Source organism: Myroides sp. A21 (genome assembly GCF_000807225.1).
Lineage (GTDB): Bacteria > Bacteroidota > Bacteroidia > Flavobacteriales > Flavobacteriaceae > Flavobacterium > Flavobacterium odoratimimum.
Map to the genome: position 1 here is coordinate 3,156,348 of NZ_CP010327.1, position 15,120 is coordinate 3,171,467.

Below are 15,120 nucleotides of genomic sequence, written 5' to 3' on the forward strand. Positions count from 1 at the left end.
TTAATTCTAACAAATATTAATTTTAGATTTCACTAAAAAAGATTTAAATTGCGAGAACAAAAACAATACAAAAACAATTATAATGTCGAACAAAATGACTTCAGCTCATGCTATTGAGCTAGAAAATAAATACGGAGCACATAATTACCACCCACTACCAGTAGTATTATCTAAAGGAGAAGGAGTATATGTATGGGACGTAGAAGGTAAGAAATATTATGATTTTTTATCAGCATATTCTGCTGTAAACCAAGGACACTGCCACCCAGCTATCGTTAAAGCGATCGCTGATCAAGCGGGTACACTAGCATTGACTTCTAGAGCATTCTACAATGATAAATTAGGATTATACGAAGAGAAAATCACTAAGCTTTTTGGTTTTGATAAAGTTCTTCCGATGAACTCTGGGGCAGAAGCTGTAGAGACTGCTTTAAAAATCTGTAGAAAATGGGCTTATGAAGTAAAAGGTATTGCTGAGAATCAAGCGAAAATCATCGTATGTGAGAACAACTTCCACGGAAGAACGACTACGATTATTTCTTTCTCTAACGATCCTGATGCTCGTAAAAACTACGGACCTTATACAGACGGATTTATCCGTGTAGCTTATAATGATGTAGAAGCTTTAAAAGCAGCTTTAGAAGCTAACAAAGGAACTATTGCAGGTTTCTTAGTTGAGCCTATTCAAGGTGAGGCTGGAGTTTATGTACCAGACGCAGGTTATTTAACTGCTGCTAAAGCGTTATGTGAGGAGCACAATGCTTTATTCATTGCAGATGAAGTACAAACAGGTATCGCTCGTACAGGTAAAATGTTAGCTATCGACCACGAAAATATCAAAGCTGATATCATCGTATTAGGTAAAGCATTATCAGGAGGAGCATATCCTATCTCTGCTGTGTTAGCAAATGATGAGATTATGAATGTAATCAAACCTGGACAACACGGTTCTACTTTTGGAGGTAACCCTACTGCTGCTGCTGTAGCTATGGCTGCTCTAGATGTAGTATTAGACGAGAAATTAGCGGATAACGCTGAGAAACTTGGACAATTATTCAGAGCGGAGCTTAACAAGTATATTGCTACTAGTAATATCTGTACTTTAGTACGTGGTAAAGGTTTATTAAACGCTATTATCATCAACGATACTGAAGAAAGTGATACAGCTTGGAACATCTGTCTTAAATTAAGAGACAACGGATTATTAGCAAAACCAACGCATGGTAACATCATCCGTTTCGCTCCGCCATTAGTAATGAACGAAGAGCAGTTATTAGACTGTGTAAGTATTATTACTAAAACATTAAAAGAATTCGAGAAATAGTATATCTCTTTATAAATATAAAAGCTCACGTTAATTCGTGGGCTTTTTTTAGTTTAGGAAGGTTGTAAATAGATTGAGACAATTTGTGATTTATTTATAAGAATAAGGCTATTTTTGTTGTTGAGAACAATAGATTCTCCGATGTGATTTTTAAGAAAGTAAGTATGAAAAGAGTTTTGTGTATTTTATTTATTTCAGTTTTATTCATAAACTGTGCTAAAAAAGAAGTTCATATCAATGATCTTCAAGAGCGTAATGGCTTGATGTATGAAGTGAATTCAAAAGAGGTATTTACAGGAAGTGCAAAGAGCTATTATGCCAATGGAGAAGTAGATTTAGAAGAAAACTATACGCAAGGAAAGTTAGATGGGATAACTAAACGCTATTATGAGGATGGACGCGTAAAAGCGGAGGCAAACTATAAGAATGGAGTATTGGATGGCAGTTTTAAGGAATATTATAAAAGTGGAAAGCTAGAGCTAGAGAAAACGTATAAGGATGGAAAGCTAGAGGGAAGTAAGAGAAGCTATTTTGAGGATGGACAAGCTGCAATTGAAATGACGTATAAGCATGGGAAGCTGGAGGGAATGACTAAGAAGTATTATGAAGATGGGCAACTAGAGATAGAAATGACGTATAAGAATGGGGTAGAACACGGTATTACCAAAGGATACTATGAGCATGGTCAAGTAAAAGTAGAAGCGAGTTATAAGAATGGAGAATTGGATGGAGTGAGTAAGGAGTATTATAAAAACGGACAATTACAAGGCGAAACAAGCTATAAGGATGGTGTCTTAGACGGAGCGATGAAAGGATATTATGAGGATGGAAGATTAAAAGGAGAGGTAAATTATAAAAATGGAGTAATAGACGGAGAAATAAAGAGGTATTAATCAAGAGGGGTATCTTAAATCTTCTTTATTTGAAGTTATTTAATACTGAGACTATCTTCTAGATATTTATTCTATACTAGAAGAAGAGTTCATGACTTTTTAGAGTTAAGATATTATAAAAAATAAAACATGTTAAAAGACACTGCTACATTAGAAGCAAAGTATAAGAGATTTCTAAAGAGAATCTGTGAGACCGAAATAATCTATGCTTTAAAAGAACCTCGTGGTTTTGCTTTCTTATATTCTAATGATTTTGAAGACGAAGAGGGGGAAGAGGCTTTATTATTATGCTTTTGGTCGGCGAATGCTTATGCAAATGCATGTAGACAAGAAGGATGGGCTAATCATGAAATAGTCGAAATACCATTAGATTTATTCTTAAAGAATTGGGCGATAGGTATGAAAAGAGACTCTAATTATGCAGGAATAGAATGCGATAGTAACCTATTTTGTATTGAGAAAGATCCTATTCGGTTAGCCCTAGATATCTTAGATGAATTGGTTAACCAAGAGAAACTAGAAGGATTTGTTGAATATACCAAAATGTATAATGAATACTTATCTTAAAGATTAGGATAAAATAAAATGTCTGCCGATATCGGCAGACATTTTATTTTATTCAATACAGAGGTCAGACTCTTATTCTTAGTTCGATGAAGTTTCTTGACTTTGAGGTATTCGAAGTGCTTAATGAAAAAGCCCGTCTGTGAAGATGGGCTTTTTCTTGTTTTTGAGGGTAGTAAGAAAAGTGGTATATTTAAAATCAATGTATTAGGTGATTTAGGTAACAACTATGTGGCTATGAATAACTATAAGATGAATAACTATCAACAAAGGGGATCTATACGCTTAAAAGGGTATGATTATGCATCTGAGGGATTATACTTTATCACGCTATGTGTACAGGATAGGGAGAATATCTTCGGATCTATCCAAGACGGGGTGTTAACATTGAATGAGATAGGTGAGATTGCAAGGGATGAATGGCTGAATACAGCAAATGTGAGAGATAATGTGATTTTGCATGAGTTTATCATTATGCCTAATCATATGCATGCGATAATCGAGATTGCGAAGAATAAAACAAAGGCAGGTGATAATAAAGGGTTTAAATCTCCGTCTCAAACGATCGGGGCTATCGTCAGAGGTTATAAAATAGCCACAATAAAAAGAATAAAGGCAGCGACGAATTGTAATTCGTTTTGTGTGGGCGAATTGCAATTCGCCCCAACGCCCCCAACCGCCCGTACCATCTGGCAGAGAAATTACTATGAGCATATTATAAGAGACGAGAGAAGTTATCAGTATATATCGAATTATATCATTACCAATCCTGAACGATGGCACGATGATAAATTTCACAGGTAGGGGCGAATTGCAATTCGCCCGTTTATAATTGGAAAAATAATATACCATATAATGTTTGGGACAAACAATTCACGATGTGGGTATTCGTTGTGTGGGCGAATTGCAATTCGCCCCTACGACGCACAATTGGTAATACGTTGTGTCTGTAAATTACCTGATATTGGGGTGGGCATTCACGCTGTGGGCGAATTGCAATTCGTTTTGTGTGGTTTTTTCTGTTTTACTTAATTATTCGTAGCCTTTATGGTTTTCCTCTTGTATGGTCAAGGGGGAGGTGGTATATTTACAGTTACTTACCAAATTTAGTATGAATAAAAAAGCTTTATCAGAAAGAAAAGGAGATATTAGATGTTGTCTCTAAGAAAGAGAATAAAAACTTCGTTATGGCTATAAATAACTTGTTACAGATCTATAGTTTGCCTTTCATTAATAAGGAGACTGATAAAATAGAGTTGTTTAATACTGTATTGAAGATTTATGCAGACTTAAAAACAACTAATGTTGATTTTGTGTATCAAGCAATGAAAGATTGGAAGATTAAGCAAGCTGGTTTTAAGTCAAAAACAGAGAAGTTTAGCAAGGAAGATACAGAGAAGATGATAGAATTATTACTTAATAAAGGAGTGATAAAATAGATAATAGCAAAGCCCACTCATCGAGTGGGCTTTTTCATTTATAATTCTAGATATAGGAAATTTCTCATATCTGGTGAAATCTGCTAAGGAGCAGACATTTTTACCTCAACACAAAGATTAGAAAGAAGTTAATCACTAAACATTTTAAGGATAGGAAGGTAAAGGATTGTATTGAGAACTTTCTATTAATCATGGTTGCTACTACTAAGACTGGTAGGATAAATAAGGCATATAGCATCGGGGTATATGCTTCTTCATAGATCCATTGGAAGGTCTCAGAAGTATTCGTCCTGATAACGTATAAGCCACGCATGATCCATAGAATCAGATTAATGGTGCACAATAGAAATAAACTTATATCTATAGTTTTGATCCAAATCATTTTCATATCTAAAAGAGATTTAGCGTTATATTTAGTCTAAACGAGGTTTGTGCTCTGCATTTAGAATAGTCCACGCTGTAGCAAAAGCTAATTGTGTACGCTTTTTCATTAATTCAAACTCTATTTTGTCATAGGTATCCGTAGGTTGATGATAGTCAGCATGTGTTCCATTAAAGTAGAACATAGCAGGAATATTGTGCTTTGCGAAACTGTAATGGTCAGAACGATAGTAAATTTGTTCAGGATGATTGACATCATTATAAGTATAATCAAGATCGATATTGACTGAGTTTGCATTTGATTGCTCAGACATTTGATGTAATTCTTTACTTAACCTATCAGCGCCTACTACATAAATATAGTCCCCATCTTTCTTATATTTATCACTTGTACGCCCGATCATATCAATATTAATATTCGCTACGATATTTTCTAATGGTATAATAGGGTTTTGAACATAGTACTCAGATCCAAATAGTCCAAATTCTTCTCCTGTTACATGTAAGAAAAGAATAGATCTTTTAGGTTTTATTCCTTTGCTTTCAAGGTCTTTAAATACACGAGCTAACTCCATTACAGCTACTGTGCCAGAGCCATTGTCATCAGCACCATAGTAGATTTTGTCAAGCAATATTCCCATATGGTCAAAGTGAGCTGAGATGACTAGTACTTCTTCAGGTTTTTCACTTCCTTCTATAAAAGCCATAATATTCTCGCTATCCTTTAATCTCATCATGCTATTTCTCATAAAAGCACTAGGAACAGGTTGTAGGTAGCCATCTGCTTGTTTAGGATACGCTATATTTCTCTTCTTATAGAAGTTGGTAATATATTCAGTCGCTTTTTTTTGTCCAGGTTCTCCCGTTCTTCTTCCTTCAAATTCTTCTGAGGCTAATACTTTTAGGTTTATAGCCATAGAGTCAGCAGATATTTCTTGCCAATAAGTAGAAGAAACTGTATGGTTGTTAGAAATAGAACTAGTTGTTTTACAGCTAGTCATTGACATACTAAGTGCTAATAGGCTAGCAGCTAATATAATTTTATTCATGAGTGAGTCTTAATGTGTTTGGGGTAAAGATAAGAAGAATTAGTATGTTTTGCTTGGTTGACGGTTTATAGGGAACAGGGAACAGGGAACGGGGAACGGGGAACAGGGAACGGGGAACGGGGAACGGGGAACGGGGAACGGGGAACAGGAAACGGGGAACAGGAAACGGGGAACAGGAAACGGGGAACAGGGAACAGGGAACAGGAACAGGGAACAGGGAACAGGGAACAGGGAACAGGGAACAGGGAACAGGAGGTGTGGTGGTTCTTGGGAAAATAGAAAAAGAAAACAACAAAGTGACAGTAAGCATTCTTCATTGAATATTTTTATCTTTGTTCTAAATCAAGAAATACAATGAGTAAAATCGTTTTTATTACAGGAGGATCTTCTGGTATAGGTAGGAGTGTAGGAGAATATTTGACACAGCATGGGTGTAAAGTATATGGAACAAGTAGAAATCCTGAGAGAGTAGTAGATTCAACAATTCCTTTAGTACGCTTAGATGTACGCGATACGGCTAGTATTCAATCTGCTATAGAAGAAGTCATTGCGATAGAAGGAAAAATAGATGTATTAATCAATAATGCTGGTGTAGGAATCACGGGACCAATTGAAGAAATCCCTGCTGATCAAATCTTAAATAACTTCCAAACGAATGTATTCGGACCGATTGAAGTTATGAAGGCTGTATTACCTCATATGCGTGCTAGAAAAGAAGGTTTAATCATTAATGTTACTTCGATAGCAGGATATATGGGATTGCCCTTTAGAGGGATCTATTCTTCTTCTAAAGGTGCTCTTGAGTTAATTACAGAAGCTATGCGAATGGAGTTAAAGCCCTTTAATGTAGAAGTGACTAATGTAGCACCAGGTGATTTTGCAACCAATATTGCGGCAGGGCGCTATCATGCTCCTGTATTAGACCATTCGGCTTATAAAGAAGTTTACCAAATGTCATTAGACATGATGGATGAGCATGTAGACAGTGGTGGAGATCCAATAGAGATGGCTAAAGCTATTCACAAAGTGATCAATACATCTAAGCCAAAAGTGAGGTATAAAGTAGGGGAGCCTTTGCAGAAGTTCTCATTAATCCTCAAAAAAATACTACCTGGGAAGGTGTATGAGAAGATGCTGATGAATCACTACAAGATTAAAGGCTAATAAAGGGGAAAAATCATTACTATTTGGGACTCAGTGAATAGGGATTAGAGGTGTAAGTATTGTTATAAAAACTCTCTAAGAATCGCTCTAGTGATGAATATATATCGTACTTTTGGGTTACAACATAACATAATATAATAATATAGATTATGAAGTTTTTTATTGACACAGCTAATTTGGATCAAATTAGAGAAGCTGAGGCACTGGGGGTATTAGATGGTGTTACCACTAACCCTTCTTTAATGGCTAAAGAAGGAATCACAGGAGCTGAAAACATTTTAAATCACTACAAAGCTATCTGTGAGATAGTAGAAGGTGATGTAAGTGCAGAGGTTATTTCTGTAGATTACGAAGGGATGATTAAAGAAGGTGAGCAACTAGCTGCACTTAATCCTCAGATCGTAGTAAAATTACCAATGACTAAAGAAGGAGTAAAAGCATGTAAGTACTTTTCTTCTAAAGGAATCAAAACTAATGTAACATTAGTATTCTCTGCAGGGCAAGCTTTATTAGCGGCTAAAGCAGGTGCTACTTATGTATCTCCATTCATTGGAAGATTAGATGATATCTCTACTGATGGTCTAACATTAATCGAAGATATCCGTCTTATCTATGATAACTACGGATTTGAAACACAAATCTTAGCTGCGTCTGTACGCCATACTATGCACATCGTAAACTGTGCTAAGTTAGGTGCGGATGTAATGACAGGACCTTTAAGTGCTATCACAGGTCTTTTAAAACACCCATTAACTGATAATGGATTAGCTCAGTTCTTAGCTGACTACGCTAAAGGAAATAAATAAGAAGAAAATTCTTATACACATATTACAAACTACAAACAAAGAAAAAGGTTACCGTAAGGTAGCCTTTTTTGATTCAATCAAGTAAGTCTTCTTCTATTCTAGTAAATATAAAACAATAGTTATGCTATAGGAATTGAAAAACATCCCCACTAATAGGGATTGTCTCCTTTTGCTTATCTCTTTAATATTGTTGCTTATCCAATACAAAAATGAAAAGTATGAAAGTAGCTGTATTAAGTACCCTTTTGATATTGATATCTATCATAACTTATGCTCAATTGAGAAAAGACAAATCCTCTTTAAATATACCTCAAGTAGAACCTACTCAACTTATTCCGTTTTTAACTAAACAGAATGATTTTATCTATGTAAATAAGGATAATTTAAAGCCTTTTAACGGGATAAAGTATAACAGCGCATCTGCTTATACTTCGACAGGTTATGCGATGGTTATAAATAATAAAGGAGCTTCTGTTGTTATAGATACCACTGGAAAAGAAGTACTTGAAGTAGGAGAGAGTGAGATAGAGATAGAAGTGGTGAATGGACTGACATTCTATAAGAAACAGAGGGAATATGAGAGAAAGATGCCTATCTGGAATTGGGAGTGGAATATCTTAGGTGGAGCTATTAAAAAAGAACAAACCTATCATAGTATAGAGATTGGGGTAATTGAAACCAAACAGATCTTACTGCACAAAGAAGTCCCTTATTTAGAAGATAGTTACACTCTAAATCCTGAAGCAGTAGATGGTGAGCATATTTATTGGAATGAGACACTTTATGCAATTAAGAATCAATATTTAAAGAAAAAGGAGTCTGATATCATTACAACTTTAGTTGATAAGCGATTTATAAAAGGTTCTAATAACTCTTTTTCTATTTATGATGTACAGCAGAAGAAAGCAATACATCAAGGCTTAAAAGGTATTAATACGCTTACTATAAAGTGTGGTAATGAAGACCTTGTACTTGATCAATTGATGCAAGAACGATTTGAACCAATCGTTTCTAAGTTATTAAAAGATAGAAATACAGGAAGTGTCTACTCGTATCCGCAATATGATAAAGCCTTTCCAAAAGAAATTACAAAGGCTACAAAAAAACAAATAGCCTTTATAAAGAACGCCACCCTTGTATATTCTATTCATAATTCTCCTTATTTTTTAATAGGTGTTTTTAATTATGATCACGATATTTGGGCTTATGATTGGCTGTATCTAGATATAAACGGGCAAGTGCTAGAACAGCTTGATTTGGATAGTTTTAAGGTGTCAGATCAAATAGAGAGGCTTGTATGGCCTGCTAAAGAAATGGTTATACCTCATCAGAAGGTCGCTTCAGTAAAGTACTATACCGGTAGTGATGAACTATATCTTGTCAATATAGAAGACAAAGGAGGTGATAACATGTATGGGGTATGGGATAAAAACGCTCAACTATGGAGTATAGCACCCGAGTACACTTCTATACTTGCTTTGGATATTGCTAAAGGTATCTATGCCTTGCAGAAAGAGAAGGATGAGAATTATACACTTTACAATCAGATAAAGAAGGAGAATATAGGTGTGAAGGCTTATAAATACATCTATTCAGACGGTTTAGTTCAAGTAAAACTTGAAGGTGAAACAGTAAGTTATTATATAGATATTTATACGGGTAGAGCGTATTTAGAAGAATGAAGAAAATAGTCAGTTGGTTAGTGTCACTAACCAACTGAAATGAATGTTGCAGATGGTAAAAAGTATAAAACAGATATGTTTGCTTATCAAGGAATAATTGATTCAGATAAAACTTTTCCAGGGACTAAAGCTAATCGTTTTATATACATAAGACCTCTTTATCACGAATAAAGAGGTCTTGTTACTTAATACACATAGTAGTAAAATAAGAAAACCACTATTATCAGTGAGATTATTATAGGGTAAGAAGTATTACTTTTAACCAGTGAATATGTTTAAAAATGCAGTAATGAAATACCTTATGATTTTAGCATCTATATTTAGCTTATTTGGTTGTCAGACTAAGGCTCAAACATTGCAAGTCTCAACGATATATACTGCACCTAAACAAGTGACAAGAGAAGTGCCTGAAACAGGTAAACAACATACTTATACCACTTATCAGGAGGTTACAGAGAGATTTGTACCTGCTGTTTCTTTAGTCTCTAAAGAAGATAAAGTGTTGCGATTTAGGATACAAGGGAATATTAACTCTAGAGGATTACAGATTCGCAAAGTTTCTAAGATACGCTTTGAACAAGGAGAGCAGTTTGGCAATGGTATAACGCTTAAGTACTATGTAAATATTAAGCATATAGCTGGTAAAGAAGGAGCTTCTATAGCTGGGTATAACTACAGTCAAGAAAAGGAGTATAGGATACCTACTCATGTGAAAGTAGTCTATATAGAAGTATATGAAGAACATCCAAATCAAGAACCTAAGTTAATAGCAGAGAAAAAGTTTGACTTCTTTGCTAAAATATAAGCTTAAAAAACAATAAATGAACTTAGAACAATTAAAAGAGAAAGCTCAGACTTTGATTAGAGAATCACACCTTTTTGTAAAAGCAATACCAGGAGATGAGCAAGTCGCTTATGTCAATGAAGAAGAAAGTATCAGCTTTATAATCAAATACCTAAATCAATGGATGGCTTTAATAGAGAAGGATGAAATATTCTCGTTTGAACCCATTGATATCCAATCAATCGATTTAAAGAGATACACAGCTCTAACAACTAAAACTCAACAAGTATACCCAAACTTCGAGCATTTGATGCATTTTGGTGATGTTGAAGTTCAACAGTGGGTTAAAGATAATGACTGTAATAGTGATGATCTATCTGATTTACAATCTATTTATAATGATGATTATATAGACTTATGGATGCAGAGCCATCCGATGTATCATAATGAGGGAATATATGGATATGCAGGAGGCTGGGCTATGATTTGGCCAGAAGAAGATATTCCGATGCAATGGGATGAAAGCTTAGAGTTTAAATATCAAATAGGATTACAATATGAGCCTTTTACAGATATTTATTTCAATAAGAAACAGAATAAATATCTTTGTATTGAGCGTAATACCTAATATCTTGTATTTTTTGAAGAAATCTTTATATACCTTATCGCATTTAAAGTTGGGCATGAAGAGAGTTTCTCTTTTGACACTTGTGTTATTGGCTACTGCCATAGAGCCTGTGCTTGCTCAATCTTTAGAAAGTTGGGAACAAAAGTATAAAGCAGAAGTAAGTACTGGTACTGTTCAGAATACTGTGGTAGTGTCTTATATATCTGCTCTTTATGCGAATAAACAATATGATAAAGCTGAGCAGGTATTCACCCAGAACCTCAATACCGCCTTAAAAAAAGGAGATTATAATAGTGTAAGTATATTATATTGTATAGAGGCAGTCAATAGGCGTATTAGAGAGAATAATTCGGGTGCAATAAAAAGCCTTGAATTAGCCAAACAGTATAGCCTAAAGCTAAACGATACCGAGACTAAGGGGTATGTAGCTTATTGTGAGGGGTGGTTATACAGTAGAGATGGTAAGCAGGATAAGGCTGTACACAGCATTATATCTGCTATTAAGCTTTATGAAGCTGCCAGTAGTTCGCCTACATTGAATAAGAGAAAGGCATTTGCTAATAGTGAGTTAGGTGTTATTTATGGTCAGTTAGGAGAGAAGGAGCTACATGAAAAGTATACTAAAACGGCACTCAAATATGCCTTATCACAGTCAGATCCGCAAGTAAAGTTTACCACCTTTATGCAAATGGGGAATCTGTATAATCGTCTATATGAGAGTCATTCTTCAGATATTAATTATAGAGATTTAGCGGAGCGATATTTTGTGCAATCGATAGACATCTTTAATCAGAATAAGGACGTAATGTATAACTTATCCGATTTATCTTTTGCCAATAATAATTTAGCGAGTTTATACCTATATTCTTTCCCAGATAGTTATCGTACGAAAGCTTTAGAATATGCTAAAAAAGCTAATCAGATTGCTCTGAAAATAGACCAAGCAGATCACATAGCTTCCTCGTATGGTATTATTTCTACCATTCATTTAGCTAATGGTGATAGTGATGCGGCTATATTATACTTATTAGAAGCACAACAGGCTATCCAAAAGTCAAGTATTGTTGATCACAATATAGAATTGAATATTTACGAATCCTTAGTTGAGATTTATGTAGAACAAGGGAATTATAGAGAAGCTTTTTACTATCAACAAGAGTATTTGGCTTTGTTCAAAAAGCTTTACAACCAAGATAAACTACAAATTGTAAAGAAATTAGAAGCTGAGTTTGATAAAGAACGACAACAACAGAAGCTAATCAAACTTCAGTTTCAATCGGATCAAAATACACAAAAGATTCAACTGATGAGTGCTTTAGCTCAGCAAAGAGAACAACTGTTGAGTAATCTAAAATTGACAGAAGAGAATCAACGTAGCAGATTAAAGTTCTCCGAGCTTGAAGCACAGAAGAATGCACAGCAACTACGTCTATCACAGTTAGAAACAGAACAGAAGAATAAGGACTTATTGACTTATAAGAGTATTGTAGCTTATAAGGATAAGCTCAACACCTTCTACGTTGCTTCTATGATATTTTTCATCTTAGTCGTGTTTCTATTGTTATATGCCTATAGACAACGTCTAAAGACGATGAAGCAGAGAGATACGCTACATAATTTAGCTATCGAACAAGAAAAACAAAATTCTAAAATATCAACTTTAACAGCTCTATTAGAAGGACAAGAGCAGGAGAGAGGGCGTTTGGCTCGTGATTTACATGATGGTTTAGGTGGTCTGTTATCAGGTACCAAATTACACCTTACGCAGTTAAATGATAAAGTAGAAGGTCAGGCTAAGCAGGGATTAGATAAATCCATTAATCAGATAGATGCGGCAGTCACAGAACTTCGTAAGGTAGCACATAATTTAATGCCTGATTTATTGGTTAACTATGGTTTAAAAGAAGCTTTAGACGAGTTTGGAATTCGTATGTCTAATGATACTTTAGATATTCATATCGAATTTTTGAGCTATACGAATTCTCTATCTCAAGATCAACAATTGTTAGTCTATCGCATTATACAGGAGTTAGTAAACAACGCTATAAAGCACGCTGCTGCCTTTCAGATTATTATTCAGTTGGTAGAAGAAGAACACGAGATTATTGTCACAGTAGAAGATGATGGAAGAGGTTTTGATATTAATAAATTAGACTTAAAGAAGTCAGCAGGTTTTCACAACATACAATCGCGTATACAGTTTATGAAAGGTACATTAGCTGTACACTCAGAAGAAAATATAGGAACAAGTGTGGAATTTAAATTTCCTAAAAAGTAATTATGATAAAAGTTGCCATTACAGACGATCATCCTTTGTTATTAGAAGGATTAAAAAATATATTAGGGTATCAATCAGAAATAGAAGTAGTCGCTTGTTTTTCGGATAAAGAAAGCATGATGCAAGGGCTCTTAACTACAGACACGGATATTATACTATTAGATATCAATTTAGCAGATATCAATACATTGGAGTTAATTAAACCACTTAAACAGAAATTTCCTCAGTTAGAGATTATCATGTTGAGTGTGCACAATGAATATGCTGTTATTAATAGTAGCTTAGCAGAAGGAGCGAAGGGATATATTCAGAAGAATGCTTCGGTAGAAGAGATTATCTCAGGAATTAAAACTGTATTTGCAGGAGAAAAATACCTTTGTTCACAGTCTAAAATAGTCTTAGACAAAAAAGAAGAAGTAGGCTTAAAGCAAATCCCAAAGCTGACTCGCCGTGAGAAAGAAATCTTAATAGAAGCCGCGTCAGGTCTAACCACAAACCAGATAGCAGAGAAACTGTTTATCAGCCATCATACTGTAGAGAGTCACCGCAAAAACTTAATCGAGAAGTTCCAAACTTCTAATCTGAGTACTGCTATTAAAATGGCAATAGAGTATAATCTGATACAGAAATAGAGATTAATATATTCTAATCGATGTATGATTAATACAATTCCGCTCAGTAGTTAAGTTTGTTTTTGTTTAGTTATATTTATGCTGCATAGCTTATTCTTTACATACCTATTTATAATCGAGTTGTTTGTGATTCTTTTATATAAATCGTTAGAATATGCTTGGGGAGTGCTAGAGGTATGCTTGCACCTTTCTTCGACAAAACGGCCTTCTAGGCTAGAAAACCCCTAGCAAACTCCTAGAAACAGCAAGCGGAGCATGGAGTCAATATGAATTTATTATCAAGAGTGGGATACATTGAATAAATAAAGTATATTGTATTGGTTTACAAAGCAATGTATTATACTGTATTCATATCGCTATTTTTGGGAGTTATTTATTACTCTGTTATTCTTTAGTTAAGTATAAAAGGGGGGATTCACAGAAATAAAATGTTTTAATTTTTAGTTATGAGATTAACAATTCTTTCTTTTTTCTTCATTTTTTCTACGATGGCCTTTGGTCAGAATAAGATTGCTGAGTCCGTTCACAGAGAGTATGATGCAGGGCATTTTAATGGTTCTATACTCTATATTGATGAAAATGATTCTATTAAGATAAATAAAGGGTACGCGAATTTTCAGTTTCAGGTAAAAATAAATAATGATACACGATTTCCTATAGCTTCAATGACGAAGTTGTTTACTACTGTATGTATATTACAATTACAGGAAAAAGGATTAATTCATTTAGAAGATAAAGTAGGAAAGTATATACAAGAACTTCCTGTGGACTGTAAGGATATCTCAATTAAAGAATTGCTTCTTAACCAATCAGGTTTGGAAAATGAACCTATAAAAGCAGTAGTAAACCCTTATACGTTAGATGAATATATAAGTAACTTTGTGAAAATAGCAGATAAGGATAGGAGCGAATTTAATTATAATAATGTAGATTATGTACTCTTGTCTAAAGTTATCGAAAACAGTACAAAGAAACCTTTTTCAGTAGCTATAGAAGATTTGATTTTAAAACCCTTAAGTTTAGTAAATTCTGGATTTGTAAAAGAAGAAGAAGTGATATTAGACCTTGCTTATGGTTATCATAATTACTCATTTGGAGAAGGGAAGAAAGAAATGCCTTTGTACAATGATAGGAGATTTATCTCCAACTACTATGGTGCAGGAGGTATGTATTCTACTATAGATGATTTGTATAAGTTTGTTATTGCATTAAGAGATAATAAACTCATTAATCAAGCATCTACATCAAAGTATTTACTCACTGCTCAAACGAATAATAATATTGATTGGCTTCTAGGTAAACCTACCTATGGTTTCTTCTTTAATGAAGCCAAAGGGTTTTATAGAAGAGGAGGAAGTATTGATGGGTTTAACACAGAAATGATTATTGATAAAAACTTTAATAAGATCATGATCATTCTATGTAATACTGATACTGCAGATCTACCTCTATTAGCAACTAAGCTTTATCTTTTAACTACTAATAATGATAAGTAA

The 15,120-nt window shown here is 34.3% G+C and carries 16 protein-coding genes; 14 read left to right on the plus strand and 2 right to left on the minus strand.

The features are described from left to right. Positions 1 to 82: 82 nt before the first annotated feature. The 5 genes from rocD to MYRA21_RS14105 all read left to right on the plus strand — a co-directional run bounded on the left by rocD (position 83) and on the right by MYRA21_RS14105 (position 4,220). Positions 83 to 1,324 carry an ornithine--oxo-acid transaminase gene (rocD, locus tag MYRA21_RS14085; protein WP_006258906.1) on the plus strand — a complete coding sequence of 414 codons (1,242 nt, stop codon included), beginning with the start codon at positions 83 to 85 and terminating at the stop codon, positions 1,322 to 1,324. A 164-nt stretch (positions 1,325 to 1,488) separates the two neighbouring features. After that, positions 1,489 to 2,217, plus strand: coding sequence for a toxin-antitoxin system YwqK family antitoxin (locus MYRA21_RS14090; protein WP_225600748.1), 729 nt, complete (start codon positions 1,489 to 1,491; stop codon positions 2,215 to 2,217). A 129-nt stretch (positions 2,218 to 2,346) separates the two neighbouring features. Beyond that, on the plus strand, positions 2,347 to 2,784 hold the full coding sequence (locus MYRA21_RS14095) for a DUF2750 domain-containing protein (protein ID WP_006265256.1): 438 nt from the start codon (positions 2,347 to 2,349) through the stop codon (positions 2,782 to 2,784). Between the two features lie 123 nt (positions 2,785 to 2,907). After that, on the plus strand, positions 2,908 to 3,585 hold the full coding sequence (locus tag MYRA21_RS14100) for a transposase (RefSeq protein ID WP_006263541.1): 678 nt from the start codon (positions 2,908 to 2,910) through the stop codon (positions 3,583 to 3,585). Between the two features lie 383 nt (positions 3,586 to 3,968). Beyond that, on the plus strand, positions 3,969 to 4,220 hold the full coding sequence (locus MYRA21_RS14105) for a hypothetical protein (RefSeq protein ID WP_039329494.1): 252 nt from the start codon (positions 3,969 to 3,971) through the stop codon (positions 4,218 to 4,220). Positions 4,221 to 4,320: 100 nt separating this feature from the next. On the opposite strand, the gene MYRA21_RS18795 is transcribed toward MYRA21_RS14105, so the two are convergent. Both MYRA21_RS18795 and MYRA21_RS14110 read right to left on the minus strand, forming a co-directional pair. After that, the gene (locus MYRA21_RS18795; RefSeq protein ID WP_081316880.1) at positions 4,321 to 4,608 is read right to left on the minus strand and encodes a hypothetical protein; all 288 of its coding nucleotides are present in this window, start codon (positions 4,606 to 4,608) and stop codon (positions 4,321 to 4,323) included. 25 nt (positions 4,609 to 4,633) lie between these two features. Continuing rightward, on the minus strand, positions 4,634 to 5,650 hold the full coding sequence (locus MYRA21_RS14110) for a M28 family metallopeptidase (RefSeq protein ID WP_039329496.1): 1,017 nt from the start codon (positions 5,648 to 5,650) through the stop codon (positions 4,634 to 4,636). A 354-nt stretch (positions 5,651 to 6,004) separates the two neighbouring features. Between MYRA21_RS14110 and MYRA21_RS14120 the strand changes: the two genes are divergently transcribed. From MYRA21_RS14120 to MYRA21_RS14155, 9 genes are all read left to right on the plus strand, one after another. Then, positions 6,005 to 6,814: an SDR family oxidoreductase gene (locus MYRA21_RS14120; protein ID WP_039329500.1), complete on the plus strand. Its 810-nt coding sequence runs from the start codon at positions 6,005 to 6,007 to the stop codon at positions 6,812 to 6,814. A gap of 149 nt (positions 6,815 to 6,963) precedes the next feature. Further along, positions 6,964 to 7,620 carry a fructose-6-phosphate aldolase gene (fsa, locus tag MYRA21_RS14125; RefSeq protein ID WP_006258898.1) on the plus strand — a complete coding sequence of 219 codons (657 nt, stop codon included), beginning with the start codon at positions 6,964 to 6,966 and terminating at the stop codon, positions 7,618 to 7,620. Positions 7,621 to 7,838: 218 nt separating this feature from the next. After that, positions 7,839 to 9,302: a hypothetical protein gene (locus tag MYRA21_RS14130; RefSeq protein ID WP_039330444.1), complete on the plus strand. Its 1,464-nt coding sequence runs from the start codon at positions 7,839 to 7,841 to the stop codon at positions 9,300 to 9,302. A 39-nt stretch (positions 9,303 to 9,341) separates the two neighbouring features. Next, entirely contained in the window at positions 9,342 to 9,473 is a 132-nt protein-coding gene (locus MYRA21_RS19470) for a hypothetical protein (protein ID WP_006258896.1), read from the plus strand. A gap of 118 nt (positions 9,474 to 9,591) precedes the next feature. Further along, complete coding sequence (locus tag MYRA21_RS14135; RefSeq protein WP_172461560.1) at positions 9,592 to 10,107, plus strand: hypothetical protein; 516 nt, start codon at positions 9,592 to 9,594, stop codon at positions 10,105 to 10,107. A 16-nt stretch (positions 10,108 to 10,123) separates the two neighbouring features. Continuing rightward, positions 10,124 to 10,714 carry a hypothetical protein gene (locus tag MYRA21_RS14140; protein ID WP_039329504.1) on the plus strand — a complete coding sequence of 197 codons (591 nt, stop codon included), beginning with the start codon at positions 10,124 to 10,126 and terminating at the stop codon, positions 10,712 to 10,714. Beyond that, a complete protein-coding gene (locus tag MYRA21_RS14145) occupies positions 10,698 to 12,992 on the plus strand; it encodes an ATP-binding protein (protein ID WP_039329506.1) in 2,295 nt (764 codons plus the stop codon). The genes MYRA21_RS14140 and MYRA21_RS14145 overlap by 17 nt, the downstream gene beginning before the upstream one ends. Positions 12,993 to 12,994: 2 nt before the next feature. After that, entirely contained in the window at positions 12,995 to 13,624 is a 630-nt protein-coding gene (locus MYRA21_RS14150) for a response regulator transcription factor (protein WP_006258892.1), read from the plus strand. Between the two features lie 446 nt (positions 13,625 to 14,070). Then, a complete protein-coding gene (locus tag MYRA21_RS14155) occupies positions 14,071 to 15,120 on the plus strand; it encodes a serine hydrolase (RefSeq protein WP_082013834.1) in 1,050 nt (349 codons plus the stop codon).